Here is an 18,411-nt window from a genome sequence, read left to right on the forward strand (position 1 = left end):
TCACGGCACAGCGCGCTGCCTATAATCGCAGCGCTCTGACCGGGACACCGCAATGCCGCACGGCCTGCCGCGCAAGATCCGTATCGCCTTCATCCTGCAAGCCGTGCTGGCCAGCCTGGGTATCCTGCTGGGTGCCTGGCTGGTTTCGCTGGTGATCAAGCACAGCCTGGTCGGCGCTGCCCTGCGCGAAGAAGCGGCGTACTACTGGACGCTGCACGAGGCCTCGCCGGTGCAGCCGCCGCCCAATACCCAGAACATCCGTGGCTACCTGCTGGAACGCGGGCAGTCCAGCCTGTCACTGCCCGCCAACCTGCGCACGTTGGAACCGGGTTTCCACGAACTGCCCGACGATGATCAGCTGGTGCTGGTCGACGCCCGCGAACAGGGGCGCCTGTACCTGGTGTTCCTGCGCTCGCGCGCGGAGATGCTGGCGTTCTGGTTCGGCATCGTGCCGGTGCTGCTGACCCTGCTGGCGGTGTATGGCGCCTCCTGGATCACCTACCGCGCCTCCAAGCGCCTGGTGTCACCGGTGAACTGGCTGGCGCGCCGCGTCTCGCGCTGGGATCCGGGTCATCCGGAAGCGGCCGATCTGGAACCGAACAAGCTGCCCGCAGACATGCAGGGCGAGACCCGGCAACTGGCAGCGGCGCTGCATTCGCTGGCCAACCGGGTCACTGCGCACGTGGCACGCGAGCGCAACTTCACCCGTGATGCCAGCCATGAACTGCGCACGCCGCTGACCGTCATCCGGGTGGCCAGCGACATGGCGCTGGGCGATGAAAGCCTGGAGCCGCGCCTGCGCCGCAGCCTGCAGCGCATCCAGCGTGCCGGGCGGGACATGGAAGCGGTGATCGATGCGTTCCTGATCCTGGCCCGCGAGGCCGACGTCGAGCCGCAGGTGGAACTGTTCGACGTCAACGACATCGTCCGCTACGAAGTGGACAACGCCAACGAGCTGCTGGTGGGCCGGCCACTGGCGGTGCACCTGCACAGTGACGCGGCCGTGCAGCTGCATGCACCGCCGCGGGTGCTGCAGGTGGTGGTCAGCAACCTGGTGCGCAACGCCTGCAGCTACACCGACGAAGGTCGCATCGACGTGCACGTGCACAACGACCGGGTGGTGGTAAGCGATACCGGCATCGGCATGTCGGCAGACGCGCTGTCGCGTGCGTTCGAGCCGTTCTATCGTGCCGATCCCAGCCGCCCGCAGGGTACAGGTCTGGGGCTGTCAATCGTGCGTCGCCTGTGTGACCGCTTTGGCTGGAAGGTCAGCTTGACCAGCGAGCTGGGCAAGGGCACCGAGGCGACGGTGATTTTCCGCTGAGCGCCGGGCTGCGCCCGGCACCCGCAACCTCAACAGCAACAGCGCGCATTCCGTGGGACGGCGGGGCGCTGTGGGTGTGCGGGGCCGCCGTGAACCCCCAGGCCGGCCCAGCCGCTGGCGGCTGGGCGTTCGGGCGCTTGCGAAGCAGTGCTTCGCAAGCAAAGCGCCCTCACCCATGGGGGCTTGGTCGCCGCATCCATGCGGCTCACACCCCGCAAACCAACAGCGCCCCGCCTTCGACAGGTTCCCGCTGCTGTTGGTAGGTGTCGACCTTGGTCGACACGCAGATCCACGCCATGCGTGGATGGAGCTTTTCCGGTAGTGCCGGCCGCTGGCCGGCAACCCCAGCATCACTCAGTTGCAGTTGACCTTCGGCGCCAGCGCCTTGGTCCAGATCGCATAGCCGGCCGGGGTCATGTGCAGCATGTCCTCGCGGAACAACGCGGCATCGGGCTGGCCATCGGCCCCCAGCATCGGCGTGTAGATGTCGGTGTAGCCGGTGTTGGGCAGCTTCGCCAATGCAGCCTTGATCTTCGCGTTGGCGTCGTTGATCGCCGGCAGCAGGTGCGCCCGCGACGGGCTGGGCTTGATGGAGACGTACTCCACCTTCGTCTTCGGCAGGTCGCGCTGCACGCGCTGCACGAAGGCCACCACGTCGTCGCGTACCTGGGTTGCGCTGCGGCCGCTGTTGAGGTCGTTGTCGCCGGCGTAGAAGAACACCTTGCACGGCGCGTACGGCACGATGGCCTGGCCGGCATACCAGGTGCTGTCGCGGACTTCCGAGCCACCGAAGCCGCGGTTGAACACCGGTTGCCCCGGGAAGTCCTGGGCCAGGCTGTCCCACATGCGGAAGGACGAGCTGCCGATGAATTCGATGCCACCGCGCGGCGGCGGATTGGTGCGGTCGGCGGTGGCGAAGGAGGCCATGTCGGCGGCCCAGGCCACGTTGGAGACCTGCGCGGGTACCTGCGGCGGCGCCGTCGGGCTCAGCGCCTGGGCCAGCGGCGCGGCCAGCAGGCCAAGCAGGATCAGGCAGGTGCGGGGACGGGTCATCAGGCACTCCGGCAGGGCAGGGGGGCATCCATCATAGAAGCTGGTCCGGCCCTGCGCTTGGCTGTGCTGGGCCGTTCGCAGGGCCTTGCGGCGCGGCGTCCGGGGGTGCCGTGGCCGCCCTTGTGGCAAAATGGGGGCTGTCTGCCTATCCCTGTGCACCCATGATTCCCTGCCGTGCGTCTGAGCGGTCGCTGCGCCGCGCCCCTGTTGCTGGATGCTTCACCCGTGGCTGATCAGTTCGGCCACATGCCCCGCGGCCCACGTCGCATCTTCCAGGCCGCCCGTTGGTCCTGGCAGGGCCTGCGAGCCGCCTGGCTGCACGAGTCCTCGTTCCGGCTGGAGGTCTACCTGCTGGTGCTGCTGACGCCGCTGGCGATCTGGCTGGGCCAGACACCGGTGGAGCGCGCGCTGATGATCGGCTCGATGCTGCTGGTGCTGGCGATGGAGCTGGCCAACTCGGCCATCGAGGCGGTGATCGAACGCTATGGCGCGGAAATCCATGAACTGGCCGGCCGTGCCAAGGACATGGGCTCGGCGGCGGTGTTCGTGCTGATGATGAACGTGCTGCTGTGCTGGGCCCTGGTGCTGGTGCCGCGGTTGTTCCCGGCCAGCGTCGGCTGATCCTTCTTCCTCCCCCTTGTTGAAGACTTCCCATGTCCCTTGAGTTTCTCGCCGATCCGAATGTCTGGTTGACCCTGTTCACCCTGAGCGCGCTGGAGATCGTGCTCGGCATCGACAACCTGGTGTTCATCTCCATCGCCGTCAGCAAGCTGCCCGAGAACCGCCGGCCGTTCGCGCGCCGCCTCGGCATCGCCGTGGCCTGCATCACCCGTATCGGCCTGCTGGTGTCGCTGGCGTACCTGGCGCACATGCAGGCGAACCTGTTCACCGTGGCCGGCATGGGCATCTCCATCCGCGACCTGGTGCTGATCGTCGGTGGCCTGTTCCTGATCATCAAGGGCTGGATGGAGATCAAGGAAATGATCTCCGGTGGCGAGGACGAGGATCCGACCACCACCAAGACCTCGGCCGTGTTCGGCTATGTGATCGCGCAGATCGCGATCATCGACATCGTGTTCTCGCTGGACTCGGTGATCACCGCCGTCGGCATCGCCGACCACGTGCCGGTGATGGTCGCTGCGATCCTGCTGTCGGTGGCGGTGATGCTGCTGGCGGCCAACCCGCTGGGCCGTTTCATCGATGCCAACCCGACCGTGAAGATGCTGGCCCTGGCCTTCATCCTGCTGATCGGTGCCGTACTGATCCTGGACGGCCTGGACGTGCACGTGCCCAAGCCCTACATCTACGCCGCGATGGGCTTCTCGGTGCTGGTGGAGTGGCTGAACCTGCTGATGCGCCGCCGAGCACGGGAACACCACGTGCCGGGTGCCGGCGACTGGTAAGCACTACCCCGAACCCCCGGCCAGCGCCGGGGGTTCTGTTTTCCGGGCCCCGCTGCGCTCGCCGGGCATGGCCCGGCGCTACCCGGCTGGCCGACCTGCCCGACACTTGTGAATCGGGGTCAACACTGTTTTCCCGCGCCGAGGCTTACTCCCGGCCGGCAATGCGCGCAGGCTACGCGCTCATTTTCCACAGGGCCTGCCCCACGCAGGCAACCCCCATGAATTCCAGAGCCGCTTTGCTGGCACTCGCCGTCGGCGCCTTCGCCATTGGCACCACCGAGTTCACCCCGATGGGTCTGTTGCCGGTCATCGCCAACGGAGTGGGGGTCAGCATCCCCACTGCCGGCATGCTGATCACCGCCTACGCGGTGGGCGTGATGCTGGGCGCGCCGGTGATGACCCTGCTGATGGGACGCTTCGGCAAGCGCACCGCGCTGATGCTGCTGATGTCGATCTTCGTGGTCGGCAACGTGCTGTCGGCGCTGGCTCCGAACTACGGCCTGCTGTTGCTGTCGCGGCTGGTGACCAGCCTCAATCACGGCGCGTTCTTCGGCATCGGCGCGGTGGTCGCCGCCAGTCTGGTGCCCAAGGACAAGCAGGCGGCGGCCGTGGCAACGATGTTCATGGGCCTGACCATCGCCAACATCGGCGGCGTGCCGCTGGCGACCTGGGTCGGCCAGCAACTGGGTTGGCGTTTGGCTTTTGCCGGCACTGCCGTACTCGGCGTGGTGGCGATCACCGCATTGGCGATGGCGCTGCCGCCGTCGGCCGCAGGTGCACGCCCGGATGTTCGACGTGAACTGAAATCGATCATGCAGCCGCAGGTGCTGCTGGCGATGGCGACCACGGTGCTGGGCGCAGGCGCGATGTTCACCCTCTACACCTATGTGGCGCCAGTGTTGACCGAGCTGACCGGCGCCTCGAACGCCTTCATTGCGTTGTCGCTGGCACTGATCGGTATTGGTTTCACCTTCGGTAACGGCATCGGTGGACGCATGGCCGACTGGTCGCTGGACGGCGCCACGCGCATTTTGCTGGCCATCCTGGCGGTGCTGATGTTCGTGCTGCCGTTGGCCTTCATGAGCCACGCGACCGCAGCGCTTGGCGTGTTGCTGTTCGGCGCGGCGACCTTCGCCATCGTGCCGCCGCTGCAGATCCGGGTGATGCAGGCGGCGAGCGAGGCGCCGGGACTGGCGTCGTCGATCAACGTCGGTGCGTTCAACCTGGGCAATGCACTGGGCGCGGCGCTGGGTGGTGCGGTGATCAGCCTTGGGCTGGGCTACGCGGCGATTCCGGTGGCCGGTGGCCTGCTTGCGGCGTCGGCGCTGCTGCTGGCGTGGCTGGGGCGTGCGCGCGTGCCGGCTGCTGAGGCTTGCTGAGGGGTTTGGCGGCAGGGCTGCGCCCTGCACCCGCCTAGGCAACGACAACAGGCCGGAGTAACGGCAAAAGCTGGCTATCCGTGGGATGGCGGGGTGGATCCGGTTGCGGGGGACGCCGTAAACCCATCCCTGGGGGCTTGGCCGCGGCATCCATGCCGCGGACACCCCCGCAACCGGACCCACCCCGCCTTCGACAGTCTCCCGCGATCTGTCGGGACGGCGTTCTGTGCTGCTGGTAGATGTCGACCTTGGTCGACACAAATGTCTGAAGAATCGGTTTTTGCTTTTGATTTTTCTTTTGATCTTCCCGCGGTGCGCAGGAAACCGTCCGTGGCCGGGAGGGTGGGTTGGCTGGGGGCGTAAGCGCCAAGGATGGCGCGCCCGAGCCTACAAGGACGTATTCACGGCGTCCCCCAGCCAACCCACCCTCCCGGCCCACCCTGATATCCAGCAGACACAACCACCGCGGAGGGGGCGGCGCCCGATGGCCGACGATGGCCGACACTCTCCACACGTCCGTTAACACCGACCATGGCATGCTCGGCGCTCAGTCCACCCGGAGCCTTGGCCATGCGCCTGTTGACCCGCCTCATTCCCCTGTTGCTGCTGGCCTCCCTGCTGTCCGGCTGCGGCTACAACGCCATCCAGCAGAAGGACGAAGCGGTCAAGGCCAGCTGGTCCGAAGTGCTCAACCAGTACAAGCGCCGCGCCGACCTGGTGCCGAACCTGGTGCAGACCGTGAAGGGTTTCGCCAGCCAGGAAGAGCGCGTGCTGACCGAAGTCACCAACGCCCGCTCGCGCGTTGGCCAGATCAACGTCAACGCCGACGATGAAGCCTCGCTCAAGCAGTTCCAGCAGGCCCAGGGCGAACTCGGCAGCGCGCTGTCGCGCCTGCTGGTGGTCACCGAGAACTACCCGGTGCTGAAGTCCGACCAGAACTTCCGCGATCTGCAGGCGCAGCTGGAAGGTACCGAGAACCGCATCACCGTCGCCCGTGGCCGCTACATCCAGCAGGTGCAGGACTACAACACCTACATCCGCTCGTTCCCGCAGCTGATCACCGCCAAGATCTTCGGCTACCAGCCCAAGCCGAACTTCACCGTGGAAAACGAAGCGCAGATCTCCAACGCGCCGGCGGTTGATTTCGGCAACGCGCCGCAGCAGCAGCCAGCCCCGGCCCCGGGCCACTGACCGATGCGCCTGGCCACCACGCTGCTGGCCCTGTTGCTGTGGCTGCCGTTGGCCGTGCAGGCGCAGACGCTGGCGCCGATCCCGGCGCTGGATTCGCCGGTGGTCGATACCACCGGCACCCTGGATGCCGCGCAGAAGCAGGCGCTGGTGCAGCAGGCGCTGGACCTGCAGCAGCGCAAGGGCAGCCAGATGCAGGTGCTGGTGGTGCCGACCACGCAGCCGGAAGACATCGCCCAGTACACCACCCGCGTGTTCGACCAATGGCAGATCGGCCGCAAGGGCGTGGATGACGGCGTGCTGCTGGTGGTGGCCAAGGACGATCGGCGGGTGCGCATCGAACCGGGCTATGGCCTGGAGGGTGCGATTCCCGATGCGATCGCCAACCGGGTGATCCAGGAGTACCTGGTGCCACGCTTCCGCGCCAATGACTATGCCGGTGGCATCACCGACGCCACGGCGATGCTGGTGAAGATCATCGACGGCGAGCCGCTGCCGGCGCCGGTCAGCGGCCAGCAGGGGCGCGCGCCTGACGGCGGCGGCGATACCTGGTTCCTGGCGTTGTTCATCGGCGTGTTCGCCGGCAGCATCCTGCGTGGCGTGTTCTCACGCGTGCCGCGCCCGCTGCGCGGCCTGCTGGGGGGCGCCGGTGCGGCCGTTGCTGCCTTCCTGTTCACCTCCACGCTGCTGGCCAGTGGCCTGGCCGGCGTGGTTGGCCTGGTGGTGGCGATGCTGTCCGGCCATCCGGGGCGCTTCGCCGGCGGTGGCGGTTGGGGCGGAGGCAGTTGGGGTGGCGGCGGCTTCGGGGGTGGTGGTGGATTTGGCGGTGGCGGCGGTTGGGGCGGCGGTGGTGGCCGTTCCGGCGGCGGCGGCGCGTCGGGGGGCTGGTGATGATCCAGCGTCTTTGTCGGCATCTGTTTTCGCCATCGGTACGGCGGGCGTTCCCGCCGGCCACGCTGCAGGCGATCACCGAGGCAATCGCCGCAGGCGAGCAGCGCCATGGCGGTCAGGTGATGTTCGCGGTCGAGGCCGACCTGCCGCTGCACGCGCTGTGGCACAAGATCACCCCGCGGCAGGCCGCCGAACATGCCTTCGCCCGCTTGCGCACCTGGGATACCGTCCACAACAACGGCGTGCTGATCTACCTGCTGCTGGCCGACCATGCCATCGAGATCGTCGCCGACCGCGGCCTGCAGGGGCGGGTCGCGCCCGAGCAATGGCAGCGGGTCTGCACCCACCTGCGTGAGGGCCTGCGCGGTTCGCAGCCGGTAGCGGCGCTGCGCGACGCCATCGATGAGGTTTCCACCCTGCTGGAAGGGCACTTTCCGGCCTCGGCGCGGTCCGATCAGGACGGCCTGCCGGACACGCCGCAGATCCTGGGCTGAAGCCCGGCAATCGCGTGACCGGGGCCGCCGCGAGGCCGCTCCCGGGCGGCGCTAGAATATCGGCATCCCTGCAAGGCGCCCTTCATGATCTATTTCCACGACATCGACCCCATCGCCCTCTCGCTGGGACCGATCAAGGTGCACTGGTACGGCATCATGTACCTGCTCGGCTTCACCGCCGCCTGGCTGTTGGGGCGCAAGCGGATCGCCGACGGGCGCCTGCCGGGCGTCGATGCCAACGGCTTCTCCGACCTGCTGTTCTACGCCATGCTCGGCGTGGTGCTGGGCGGACGCATCGGCTACATGCTGTTCTACGCGCTGGGCGATTTCCTGCACAACCCGCTGCTGCTGTTCAAGGTATGGGATGGCGGCATGAGCTTCCACGGCGGCCTGCTCGGCGTGATCGCGGCCTGCTGGTGGTGGTCGCGCAAGCATGCGCTGCACTTCTTCGACACCATGGATTTCATGGCGCCGCTGGTACCGCTGGGCCTGGGTTTTGGCCGCATCGGCAACTTCATCGGTGCCGAACTGTGGGGCAAGTACACCGACGGCAGCTGGGGCGTGGTGTTCCCGTCCGGCCTGCCGGCGCCGCTGAACCAGCTCGACCACGCCACCCTGCAGTCGCAGTTCGCCAGCGGTGCGCTCAACCAGTTCGCCCGCCATCCGTCGCAGTTGTATGAAGCGCTGCTGGAAGGGCTGGTGATGTTCGTGGTGTTGTGGACGGTGTCGGCCAAGCCGCGCCATCGCTATCTGATTGGCGGCCTGTTCGCGCTGCTGTACGGCATCTTCCGCTTCGCCGTCGAGTTCGTGCGCATGCCCGACAACGGCGTCTATGTGGCGTTCGGCTGGCTGACCAAGGGCCAGATCCTGTGCGTGCCGCTGATCGCCTTCGGCCTGGTGCTGCTGGTGATGTCGCGCCGCGCGCCGGTGCTGCAGCCGCAGCCGCTGGTGGTGGCGGAGGGCAAGGCATGAAGGCCTACCTGGACCTGCTTTCGCACGTGCTCGAACACGGCGCGGAGAAGAGCGACCGCACCGGCACCGGCACCCGCAGCGTGTTCGGCTGGCAGATGCGCTTCAACCTCAACGACGGCTTTCCGCTGGTCACCACCAAGAAGCTGCACCTGCGCTCGATCATCCACGAGCTGCTGTGGTTCCTGAAGGGCGATACCAACATCGGTTACCTCAAGGACAACCAGGTGCGCATCTGGGACGAGTGGGCCGACGACAACGGTGACCTCGGCCCGGTGTACGGCAAGCAGTGGCGCAGCTGGGCCACGGCCGACGGCGGCAGCATCGACCAGATGCAGTGGCTGGTGGACGAGATCAAGCGCAACCCGGATTCGCGGCGGCTGGTGGTCAGTGCCTGGAACGTGGGCGAGCTCTCGCAGATGGCGCTGATGCCGTGCCACAACCTGTTCCAGTTCTACGTGGTCGACGGCAAGCTCAGCTGCCAGCTGTACCAGCGCAGTGGCGACATCTTCCTCGGCGTGCCGTTCAACATCGCCAGCTACGCGCTGCTGACCCACATGGTGGCGCAGGCCACCGGCCTGGGCGTCGGCGATTTCGTGCATACGCTGGGTGACGCGCACCTGTATTCGAACCACTTTGAGCAGGCCCGCGAGCAGCTGACGCGTGAACCGCGCGCGCTGCCGAAGCTGTGGTTGAACCCGGAGGTGACCGATCTGTTCGGCTTCCAGTTCGATGACATCCGCATTGATGGCTACGATCCACATCCGGCGATCAAGGCGCCGGTGGCGGTATGAGCGCGCGCGCGCGCGTTGTGGCGCTGCTGGCGTTGGCTGGCCTCGCGCCGCTGAGCCTGGTCCAGGCGGCGCCTGCAGACACCCTCGCATTGGCCCGGCAGGTCAACGAGCAGATCGTGCACGAGCACATGCGCGGGGAATTGCAGTCCTTCGTCCGGTCGCTCGATGGCAGCGCCCCACTGCCCAGCGACATGCCGGCCGGCTGCCAGGCGCAGGTGCGCGAGGCGGTGACCGGCATGTACGCGGCGATGGCCGAGCACCTGAAGGCTGGCATCGAAGAGCCCGCCTACCAGCATGAGCTCGAGCAGCGCCTGGCGGTGGTCTATTCCAGCAAGGATCTGCAGGGATTCCTGGCGCGCAGCGGCAGCACCGACGTTGCCACGCTGTCCCGCGACATCCTGTCGGGACCGGGCCTGGAGGAGATCAAGGACGCGCAGATGCAGAGGATCCTCGAAGGCCTGGACGAGAATTCCACGTCGGACCCGGCGCTGGCGGCGGCGCTGCGCGCGGCCAGTGCCGCCAATGAAGCCTGTACACGCCTGCAGATCGATGCCGGCTGAGGAGGCCGCACCATGAAACTGTCGATGATCGTTGCACTGGATCGCAATCGTGGCATCGGCCAGGGCAATGCCATGCCCTGGCACCTGCCGGACGACTTCATGCACTTCAAGGCGCTGACCCTGGGCAAACCGATCCTGATGGGGCGCAAGACCGCCGAATCGATCGGACGGGTGCTGCCGGGGCGGACCAACCTGGTGCTGACCCGCAGCGGCCAGGTGCCGTTCGAGGGCATGCGTGCGGTGGCCTCGCTGGACGAGGCGCGGGCCATTGCCGAAGGCGAGGGTGCCAGCGAGCTGTGCATCATCGGCGGTGGTGAGATCTTCCATCAGCTGCTGGACCAGGCCAGCGACCTGTATCTGACCTGGGTGGATGCCGAAGTGCCGGCCGACACCCATTTCCCCGAGGTGGACGCGCAGGACTGGCAGGAAGCGAGCAGCGAGCCGCACCCGGCTGACGAACGCCACGCGTACGCGTTCCGCTTCGTGCATTACGTGCGCAGCTGAGCGCGGAGTCCTGTAGAGCCGAGCCATGCTCGGCTGCTTTTGGCGGACACAAATCGCAGCCGAGCATGGCTCGGCTCCACAGCACCGCCTCACTCACGGCATGCGGTAGTGCCCGATGATCGCGTGCTGGAACAGCAGGTTTTCTTCCCGCGTACCCCGCGCGATGTTGTGCAGCACCAGCGGCGTGCCGTCGGACAGGCGCCGGTCGGAGACGATGCCCACGTGCAGCAGGCCGTTGCCGTTGAGCTTCCAGGCCACGATGTCGCCGGCAGCGAAGTCGCTGGCAAGCGCACTGATCGGCTGCTGCCAGCCCTGACGATCGAACCAGCGCATCAGGTTGGGCACGCGCCGATGATCGATGTTCCGATCCGGTCGTGACAGGCCCCAGAGCGCCGGATAAGCGCTGAAATCAGCGCGCATGTCTTCATTCACGCGGACCTGCAGGTCCAGCCCTTGTGTACGCAGGGCGCGGACCACTACGTCGGTGCATACGCCGCGATCCGCGGGCACATCGCCACCGGGGTAGGCGAGCACCCGATAGGCAGGGTCGTAGCGGGTGGTGACGCCGATCTGCGCGCGGGCGGCAGCGACCAGCGGTGGTGAAGGTGTCGGTGCCGTTGCTGGGGCGGCGGACTTGTCGGCGCCGGCGGTCGCTGGCGACGACGTGGGATGGCAGCCGCTGGCCAGGGCCAGCGTCAGCAGCAGCACCGTCCATGGTGCGCGGTTGCCTGGCTTCATGCCGAAGGAGGCGTGCCGTTGTTGTTGCCGCCACCACCGCCACCGCCACCGCCACCGCCACCGCCACCACCACCACGGCGGCGGCGCCGACGCGGACCACGGTTGCCGGGGGCGCCGGCCGTTGCAGCGTTGCCGTTGCCCTGGCCGCTGTCCTTGCCTTGCCCTGCCGCGCGCTCATGGGCAGGCCGCGCAGGCGGCCGCGCGTTGGCGACGGGTGCCGGCACGTCACGTCCCGGTACCTGCACCACGCGCAGCTCATCGGTGTCGAGCTGGATCGCGGTGAGCTTGCCGCCCCACACTGCACCGGTGTCGATCGCGTGGATGCCCTGGGTGATGGTCAGGCCGAGTGCGGACCAGTGGCCGCAGACCACCTTCAGGTCGCGCTCGACCCGGCCCGGCACTTCGAACCAGGGATACAGCCCCTGTTCCTGGGTGCCCGGCGTGCCCTTGTCCTCGATGCCGATACGGCCGCGCGAGGTGCAGTAACGCATGCGCGTCAGCACGTTGATGATCGCCCGCGAGCGCTCGTAGCCGGTCAGGTTGGGCGCCCAGCTGGGCTTGTCGCCGTACATGTTGCGGAACAGCTTGCGGTAGCCGGCACCGTGCAGCTGCACTTCCACTTCGGCCGCATGCTTCTCGGCCATCTGCGTGGTCCACTTCGGCGCCAGGCCGGCATGCACCATCATCCAGCCCAGTTCGCGGTCCACGTGCACCAGTTTCTGCAGGCGCAGCCAGTCCAGCAGCACGTCACGGTCTTCGGCCTGCACGATGCGCAGCAGGTCCGGGTTGACCTTGCGCTGTTCTTCTTCGGTGCGCGCACCGACGGCCAGCAGGGAAAGGTCGTGGTTGCCGAGCACCACCACGCTGTGTTCGCGCAGCGAATGCACCAGCCGCAGCGTTTCCAGCGACTGTCCGCCGCGGTTGACCAGGTCGCCACAGAACCACAGGGTGTCCTGCGCCGGATCGAACCGGATCTTTTCCAGCAGGCGCTGGGTTACGTCATAGCAGCCTTGCAGGTCGCCGATCGCCCATACACTCATCGTTCGGCCTCCGTGTCAGTGCAGGGTGCGCGGGATGGCCAGCACGAAGGGTGCGACCGGCGCGGCGAATTCGGTGCCATCGTCGGCCACCATGTCGTAATGGCCCTGCATCGTGCCGTGCTCGGTGCCGAGCATGACACCTGAGGTGTAATGGAAGTCTTCACCCGGACGCAGGCGCGGCTGTTCGCCGATCACGCCATCGCCATCGACATGCTCGACGCGGCCGTTGGCATCGGTGATGCGCCAATGGCGTGCGACCAGGCGGGCGGCAACGCGGCCCTGATTGTGGATGCGGATCGTATAGGCGAACGCATAGCGACCGTCTTCCGGTGCGGATTGGTCGTCGAGGAAGCGCGGCGCGACTTCGACGGAGATGGCGTAAACGTCAGCGTCTTCCATACCAGCAGTGTAATCAGGAGGCATTGGCCAAAGCGATGAATTCAGCCACGTCCAGCTGTTCGGCGCGGGCGTCGGGACGCACGCCGGCGGCCACGAACTGCTCGGCGCTGACCACGTTGTTCAGGGCATTGCGCAGGGTCTTGCGGCGTTGGCCGAAGGCGGCCCTGACCACGTCGGCGAAGCGCTTGTGGTCCTTGATGTTGATCGTGGCCGGATCGCGCGGTATCAGCCGCACCACGGCCGAGTCGACCTTCGGCGGCGGCCTGAACGCACCCGGCGGCACCACGAACAGCGAGGTCACCTCGCAGTAGGCCTGCAGCATCACGCTGAGGCGGCCGAACACCTTGCTGCCGGGACCGGCAGCCATGCGATCGACCACTTCCTTCTGCAGCATGAAGTGCATGTCGGAAATCACCGCAGCGTGTTCCAGCGCATGGAACAGGATCGGCGAGGAAATGTTGTAAGGCAGGTTGCCGACCAGACGGATCGGCTGGCCATCGGCAAGCTCGGTGAAGTCCACCCGCAGCACGTCGCGGTTGACGATGGTCAACTCGCCCAGCGGTTCGGCGGCGGCGGTCAACGGCGCGATCAGGTCGCGGTCGAACTCGATCACCGTCATCTTCGGGTGCACGCGCAGCAGCGGCAGGGTGATCGCACCCTGGCCCGGGCCGATCTCGACCAGGCGGTCGCCGTCCCTGGGATTGACCGCCATCACGATCTTGTCGATGTAGTAGCGGTCGGCAAGGAAGTGCTGGCCGAGCTGCTTCTTGGCCGGGGCGGAAAACACCGGGCCGGAGGGGGAATGCGGGGAAGTCATGTGCTCAGTGTACGTTGCCGCGCCAGCCGCGCACACAGCGTCGTGGCGGCCTGCAGGCTGGAAGGATCGGCAATGCCGCGGCCGGCAAGATCCAGCGCGGTGCCGTGGTCCACCGCCACGCGCGGGTAGGGCAGGCCCAGGGTCAGGTTCACCGCCTGCTCGAAGCCGGAGTACTTCAGCACCGGCAGGCCCTGGTCGTGGTACATGGCCAGCACGGTGTCGAAGCCGGCCAGCTTGGCCGGCAGGAACGCGGTATCGGCCGGCAGCGGGCCGATCAGGTCCATGCCCTCGCTGCGCAGGCGCTGCAGCAGCGGGATGACCAGATCCAGTTCCTCGCGACCGAGGTGGCCGTCTTCTCCGGCATGCGGGTTCAGGCCAAGCACGGCGATGCGCGGTGCGGCCAGGCCGAACTCGCGGCGCAGCGCGGCATGCACGGTGCGCAGGGTGTGTTCCAGGCCGGGGCCGGTGATCGCATCGGCGACCTCACGCAGCGGCAGGTGGGTCGTGGCCAGGGCAACGCGGACGATGTGGTTGGCCAGCATCATCACCACCTTCACTCCGGCCTGGTCGGCCAGCAGTTCGGTGGTGCCGCTGTAGACGATGCCGCCCTGGTTGATCACCGCCTTGTGCACCGGGCCGGTCACCACGCCGTGCAGTTCACCGGACAGGCAGGCTTGGCCAGCACCCAGCAGGGCAGCGATCACTGCGCCTGCGTTGGCAGAGTCGGTATGGCCAAAACGGCTGGGGGTGCTGTTGGCGACGGCGCGCAGGCGCAGGTCGCCGGGGACGCGGGCATGCGCGTCCTCGGGCAGCAGTTGCAGGGGCAGGTTCAGCGCGGCAGCGGCCGCGCGCAGGGTGTCCGGATCGGCAAATGCCAGCAGCCGGCAATCATCGCGCGGCTGCTGGACCAGTCGAACACACAGCTCCGGGCCGATCCCGGCGGGCTCGCCCGGTACCAGAGCGAGCTCGGGGAGCATGGCTCAGGACTGCGGCGGCGTGGCGGTATTTTCCGCCCGGTCACCGCTGCGGAAGCTGACGTAGGCTTCGCCACGCAGTTCCTGCAGGAAGCGGTTGTACTCGTCTTCCAGCTTGCGGCGGCCGATGGTCTCGCGGACCTGGGCGCGCTGGTTGTCGCTGCCGACGTCGGTCTGGCGGGTGCCCACGCGCTGCACGATGTGCCAGCCCGCATCGGTGCGGAACGGCTGGCTGACGCCGCCGTCCTGGATGCCTGCCACCTGCTGGCCGAAGGCCGGGCCGAATGCGTCGGCCGGGAACCAGCCCAGATCGCCGCCCTGGCCCTTGCTGTTGGTGTCCTCGGACGATTCCTTGGCCACCTGCTGGAAGTCGGCACCGCCGGCAATGCGGGCGCGCAGGGTATCGATCTTGGCCTTGGCGGCCGCGTCGGACTGTGCATCGTCCACGCGCACCAGGATATGGCGGCCGTGGTACTCGGTGACGGTGTGGGTGCCTGCCGCCGCGCTGGCGTCACGCACTTCCACCAGCTTCAGCAGCTGGAAGCCGCTCGGGCCGCGGATCGGGCCAACCACTTCGCCAGGCTTCATCTGCTGCATCGTCTGTGCGAACGCCGCCGGGATTTCATCCAGGGTGCGCCAGCCGAGGTCGCCGCCTTCCAGTGCATTGGGGCTGTCGGAATAGCGCACGGCCGCCGCATTGAAGTCCAGTTCGCCCTTGTCCAGCAATGCCTTCACGCCGTCGGCCTTCTTCTGGCCGGTGGCGATCTGCTCGGCGCTGGCGCCATCGGGCAGGGCGACCAGGATGTGGGCCAGGTGGAACTGGTTGCCGGCATCGGCCTGCTGCTTCAGGGCCGCATCGACCTCGCCTTCGCTGACGCTGATGCGGCTCTGCGCAAAGCTCTGGCGCAGGCGCTGCACGGTGATCTCGTCACGCACCGAGGCGCGGAAATCGTTGAAGTCGATGCCGTCATGGGCCAGGCGCTGACGCAGGGCATCCAGGGTCGAACCATTCTGCTGGGCGATGGCGTTCATCGCCTGGGTCAGTTCCTGGTCGCTGACACGGATACCGCTGCCCTGGGCGCGGGCCACCTGCAGCTTGACCAGCACCAGGCGCTCCAGCACCTGGCGGCTGAGCACATCATCCGGGGGCAGCTGGGCCTCGCGGCCGGCGTACTGCGCCTTGATGTTGGCGATCGCACGCTGGAGCTCGCTCTGCAGGATCACGTCCTCATCGACGACAGCAGCGATGCGGTCCAACGGCTGGGCCTCCTGCGCAATGACCTGCAGGGGGGCGGACACGCTGGACACCGCCAGAAGCGATGCGAGGAGAACGGGGAAGCTCTTGGTCATGGGATCTGATTCGGATCGTAGTCATCGCGGGCCGCTCCGGTGTTGCTGGGCGGCACGAGATAGAGGTCGTCGCGGTTGTAGCCGAGGATAGCACGGCGCAAAGTGCGGTCCGTGTCCTGGCCGAGGGAGCTCAAGCCCTTGAGCACGAACTCGAGCTGGATGGAGTTGTTCATTTCGCCTTCGCGGTTGCGTACGTAGCGGCGGGCCACGGCGCGCACGGCCAGGCAGCAGCTGTCCCACTGTACGCCACCGATGATCTCCAGCGGTTCCTTGTCCTGCAGCGAGTAGTAATAACGACCGACCAGGCTCCAGCGCTCGTTCAGCGGGTACAGGAACGACAGGTCGGCCTGTTCCAGCAGGGTACGGTCGTGCTTGTTGGCGTTGGCCGGGGCACCGGAATTGATGCGGTAACGGTAGCTCAGGTTGACCACGCCATCGTTGGACATCAGGTAGCGGGCACGCACGCTGGCCAGATCCTCGCGCTTGTACTTGGGATCCCACTGATAGGTGGCGCCCAGCGTCCAGCGGTCGTTGATCATGTAGTTGCCGTCGGCGATCCAGGCCGACTTGCCCTTCTCCACCGGCGCACCGCCGGGAGTCACGCTCACCCGCGATTCGTCGAAGTACTGGATCTGGCCGATGGAGGCCGAGAAGCGTTCCTTGCCGGTGGTCTGGTCGATGAAGCGGGTGCCCAGCGCCAGGGTCAGCTGGTTGGCGTCGTTCTGGCGATCGGCACCGGTATAGCGCGAATCGCGGAACAGCTGGCCCCAGCTGAAGGTGAAGTCGCGGGTATCGAAGATCGGCAGTTCGTCCTGGTTGCGATAGGGCGTGCGCAGGTAGAACAGGCGCGGTTCCAGGGTCTGCAGGAACGACTTGCCACCGATCTTCGTCTCACGATCGAAGAACAGGCCGGCGTCGAGGCTGGCGATCGGCAGGCTGCGACTGGGCGAGGTATTGCCGCGCAGCTGTTCCGGCGTGGCCGTGTTCGGATCGATGCCCTGCGAGACCAGGATGCTCCTGCGGGTGGCATCGGCCAGCCCGCGGTCCAGCTCGTAGCCGGTGTAACGGTAGGCCAGGGTCGGGGTGACGTACCAGGCCGCGCCGCTGATCGGGAACGACACGTAGGGCTTCACATCCAGGCGCGAGCCGCCGTAAATGCGCTGGGTCTGGCCGTTGCGCGTGTACTGCAGGTCGGGACCGGCACTGGCGTCGTACTTGAAGTTGATGTCGTCGTGGGTGAAGCGCACGGCCTCGGCATAGACACCGGTCTCCAGCCACGGCAGCAGCGGCTTGTCCCAGTTGAGGAACAGGCGTGGCTGGCGGTTGTACGGCAGCGCGCTCTCGTTGAGGGTGTAGTCGGTCAGCTGCCAGCGGTCGGCCATGATGCCGGCCGTCCAGTTCTTGCCGGTGCCGTACAGGCCGACGGTGCTCTGCAGGTTCGAGGCGGTGACACCCACCAGGCGGTTGGCGAAGTCCTCCACGTAGCGCTCGTCGCTGACCCAGGCCAGGTTGGCGCGTGCCTGCCAGTGGTCGTCGAGGTTGTGGTAACCGCCGAACATCACCCGGCCGCGGTCGCGGTCGCGCAGCTTGTCGTTAGGCATGAACGCGGTCAGCAGTTCGCCGCGGCCGCCTTCGTAGAGGTAGCGGAACTCGTTGTCGAGCATCAGGCCGCGCCGGCTCATGTAGCGCGGGGTCAGCGTGTCGTCGTAGTTCGGCGCCAGGTTGAAGTAGATCGGCTGTGCGTAATCGAAACCGTTGCGGCCGGACATGCCCAGCTGCGGGAACAGCAGGCCGGTCTTGCGCCGGTCATCGATCGGGAACTTGAAGTAGGGCGCCCACAGGATCGGCACCTTGCCGATCCGCAGTACGGCGTTGCGGGCGGTGCCGAAGCCTTCGTCGTTGTCGACTTCGATTTCCGGCGCCGTCAGCCGCCATACCGGCTGCGACGGGTCGCAGGTGGTGTAGGTGGAGCGGTGCATCTGCCCGACCGCGCCCTGCAGGTCGACCGATTCGGCTTCGCCATTGCCGCGGCGGGACACCAGCTGGTACTGGATGTCGGTGATCTTGTGGGTGTCGCTTTCCTGGTTGCCCTCGGCGCGCTTGGCGACCATCCGGATCGAGGCATCCTGGTAACGGACGTTGCCGTCAGCGACGTAGTTGCCGCTTTCGGTATCGAAGCTGAGCTTGTCGGTACCCACGAACTGGTCGCCCCGGCGCAGCGCCACGTTGCCCTGGTACTGCGGCACGGTGGTGGTGCCCAGCAGCTGGTCGCCCTCGATGTCGGTGGGCTGTTGCTCGCGCGCAGCGCTGGCGGCAGCCTTGTCCTGGCCGGGCACCGGCGTCGGCGCGTCGGTGAACGCAGGGATCACGTCCGTGGCCGGGCAAAGGCCCCAGTTGAGCGGCTTGTCATCAGCCCATGCCGGAAGGCAGACGGCGATGCTCAGGGGCAGGGGAAGCAGGCGGAGGGCTCGGCGCACGCGGTTCGGATTCGGGCGAAAACGGACGGTAGCTTGCCCCATCCCTTGCATAGGGGC

19 protein-coding genes are annotated in these 18,411 nt (G+C 67.2%); 11 read left to right on the forward strand and 8 right to left on the reverse strand.

The genetic code is table 11. The annotated features are described in order from the left end of the window. Nucleotides 1-52: 52 nt before the first annotated feature. Nucleotides 53-1,324 (forward strand): HAMP domain-containing sensor histidine kinase, encoded by a 1,272-nt coding sequence (locus QP457_RS03690; protein WP_205406083.1) that lies wholly within the window; start codon nt 53-55, stop codon nt 1,322-1,324. 354 nt (nt 1,325-1,678) lie between these two features. Here the strand turns inward: QP457_RS03690 and QP457_RS03695 are convergent, their stop codons facing one another. Continuing rightward, nucleotides 1,679-2,377, reverse strand: coding sequence for an SGNH/GDSL hydrolase family protein (locus QP457_RS03695; protein ID WP_205406084.1), 699 nt, complete (start codon nt 2,375-2,377; stop codon nt 1,679-1,681). Nucleotides 2,378-2,602: 225 nt separating this feature from the next. Between QP457_RS03695 and QP457_RS03700 the strand changes: the two genes are divergently transcribed. The 10 genes from QP457_RS03700 (at nt 2,603) to QP457_RS03745 (ending at nt 10,559) form a co-directional block, all read left to right on the forward strand. Continuing rightward, nucleotides 2,603-2,998: a diacylglycerol kinase gene (locus QP457_RS03700; RefSeq protein WP_025877898.1), complete on the forward strand. Its 396-nt coding sequence runs from the start codon at nt 2,603-2,605 to the stop codon at nt 2,996-2,998. 32 nt (nt 2,999-3,030) lie between these two features. Beyond that, entirely contained in the window at nt 3,031-3,780 is a 750-nt protein-coding gene (locus QP457_RS03705; protein WP_100463001.1) for a TerC family protein, read from the forward strand. A gap of 218 nt (nt 3,781-3,998) precedes the next feature. Beyond that, on the forward strand, nt 3,999-5,159 hold the full coding sequence (locus tag QP457_RS03710) for an MFS transporter (RefSeq protein WP_205406085.1): 1,161 nt from the start codon (nt 3,999-4,001) through the stop codon (nt 5,157-5,159). 570 nt (nt 5,160-5,729) lie between these two features. Beyond that, complete coding sequence (locus QP457_RS03715; RefSeq protein ID WP_025877902.1) at nt 5,730-6,350, forward strand: LemA family protein; 621 nt, start codon at nt 5,730-5,732, stop codon at nt 6,348-6,350. A gap of 3 nt (nt 6,351-6,353) precedes the next feature. Further along, nucleotides 6,354-7,238, forward strand: a complete 885-nt coding sequence (locus tag QP457_RS03720) for a TPM domain-containing protein (RefSeq protein WP_205406086.1) — start codon at nt 6,354-6,356, stop codon at nt 7,236-7,238. Further along, nucleotides 7,238-7,732: a TPM domain-containing protein gene (locus QP457_RS03725; protein WP_205406087.1), complete on the forward strand. Its 495-nt coding sequence runs from the start codon at nt 7,238-7,240 to the stop codon at nt 7,730-7,732. Before QP457_RS03720 ends, QP457_RS03725 begins: the two co-directional genes overlap by 1 nt. Before the next feature lie 84 nt (nt 7,733-7,816). After that, nucleotides 7,817-8,704 (forward strand): prolipoprotein diacylglyceryl transferase, encoded by an 888-nt coding sequence (gene lgt / locus QP457_RS03730; RefSeq protein WP_100551599.1) that lies wholly within the window; start codon nt 7,817-7,819, stop codon nt 8,702-8,704. Beyond that, on the forward strand, nt 8,701-9,495 hold the full coding sequence (locus QP457_RS03735) for a thymidylate synthase (protein WP_180166789.1): 795 nt from the start codon (nt 8,701-8,703) through the stop codon (nt 9,493-9,495). The genes lgt and QP457_RS03735 overlap by 4 nt, the downstream gene beginning before the upstream one ends. Further along, nucleotides 9,492-10,055, forward strand: a complete 564-nt coding sequence (locus QP457_RS03740) for a hypothetical protein (RefSeq protein WP_180166790.1) — start codon at nt 9,492-9,494, stop codon at nt 10,053-10,055. Before QP457_RS03735 ends, QP457_RS03740 begins: the two co-directional genes overlap by 4 nt. A 12-nt stretch (nt 10,056-10,067) precedes the next feature. Beyond that, entirely contained in the window at nt 10,068-10,559 is a 492-nt protein-coding gene (locus QP457_RS03745) for a dihydrofolate reductase (protein ID WP_205406088.1), read from the forward strand. 93 nt (nt 10,560-10,652) lie between these two features. Here the strand turns inward: QP457_RS03745 and QP457_RS03750 are convergent, their stop codons facing one another. From QP457_RS03750 to lptD, 7 genes are read right to left on the reverse strand one after another with little or no spacing between them, the layout of a single operon-like run. After that, complete coding sequence (locus tag QP457_RS03750) at nt 10,653-11,297, reverse strand: DUF1287 domain-containing protein (RefSeq protein ID WP_205406089.1); 645 nt, start codon at nt 11,295-11,297, stop codon at nt 10,653-10,655. Further along, nucleotides 11,294-12,337, reverse strand: coding sequence for a symmetrical bis(5'-nucleosyl)-tetraphosphatase (locus QP457_RS03755; protein WP_205406090.1), 1,044 nt, complete (start codon nt 12,335-12,337; stop codon nt 11,294-11,296). Before QP457_RS03755 ends, QP457_RS03750 begins: the two co-directional genes overlap by 4 nt. A 15-nt stretch (nt 12,338-12,352) precedes the next feature. Next, entirely contained in the window at nt 12,353-12,736 is a 384-nt protein-coding gene (gene apaG, locus QP457_RS03760; protein WP_025877914.1) for a Co2+/Mg2+ efflux protein ApaG, read from the reverse strand. A gap of 13 nt (nt 12,737-12,749) precedes the next feature. Then, nucleotides 12,750-13,553 (reverse strand): 16S rRNA (adenine(1518)-N(6)/adenine(1519)-N(6))-dimethyltransferase RsmA, encoded by an 804-nt coding sequence (rsmA, locus tag QP457_RS03765; RefSeq protein WP_089238873.1) that lies wholly within the window; start codon nt 13,551-13,553, stop codon nt 12,750-12,752. Next, the gene (gene pdxA, locus QP457_RS03770) at nt 13,550-14,530 is read right to left on the reverse strand and encodes a 4-hydroxythreonine-4-phosphate dehydrogenase PdxA (protein ID WP_205406091.1); all 981 of its coding nucleotides are present in this window, start codon (nt 14,528-14,530) and stop codon (nt 13,550-13,552) included. The genes rsmA and pdxA overlap by 4 nt, the downstream gene beginning before the upstream one ends. Before the next feature lie 3 nt (nt 14,531-14,533). Next, nucleotides 14,534-15,877 (reverse strand): peptidylprolyl isomerase, encoded by a 1,344-nt coding sequence (locus QP457_RS03775; RefSeq protein ID WP_099820249.1) that lies wholly within the window; start codon nt 15,875-15,877, stop codon nt 14,534-14,536. Continuing rightward, nucleotides 15,874-18,354 carry an LPS-assembly protein LptD gene (lptD, locus tag QP457_RS03780; protein WP_286041188.1) on the reverse strand — a complete coding sequence of 827 codons (2,481 nt, stop codon included), beginning with the start codon at nt 18,352-18,354 and terminating at the stop codon, nt 15,874-15,876. The genes QP457_RS03775 and lptD overlap by 4 nt, the downstream gene beginning before the upstream one ends. Between the last annotated feature and the right edge of the window lie 57 nt (nt 18,355-18,411).

It is taken from the genome of Stenotrophomonas sp. As-7 (assembly GCF_030291015.1).
Lineage (GTDB): Bacteria > Pseudomonadota > Gammaproteobacteria > Xanthomonadales > Xanthomonadaceae > Stenotrophomonas > Stenotrophomonas lactitubi.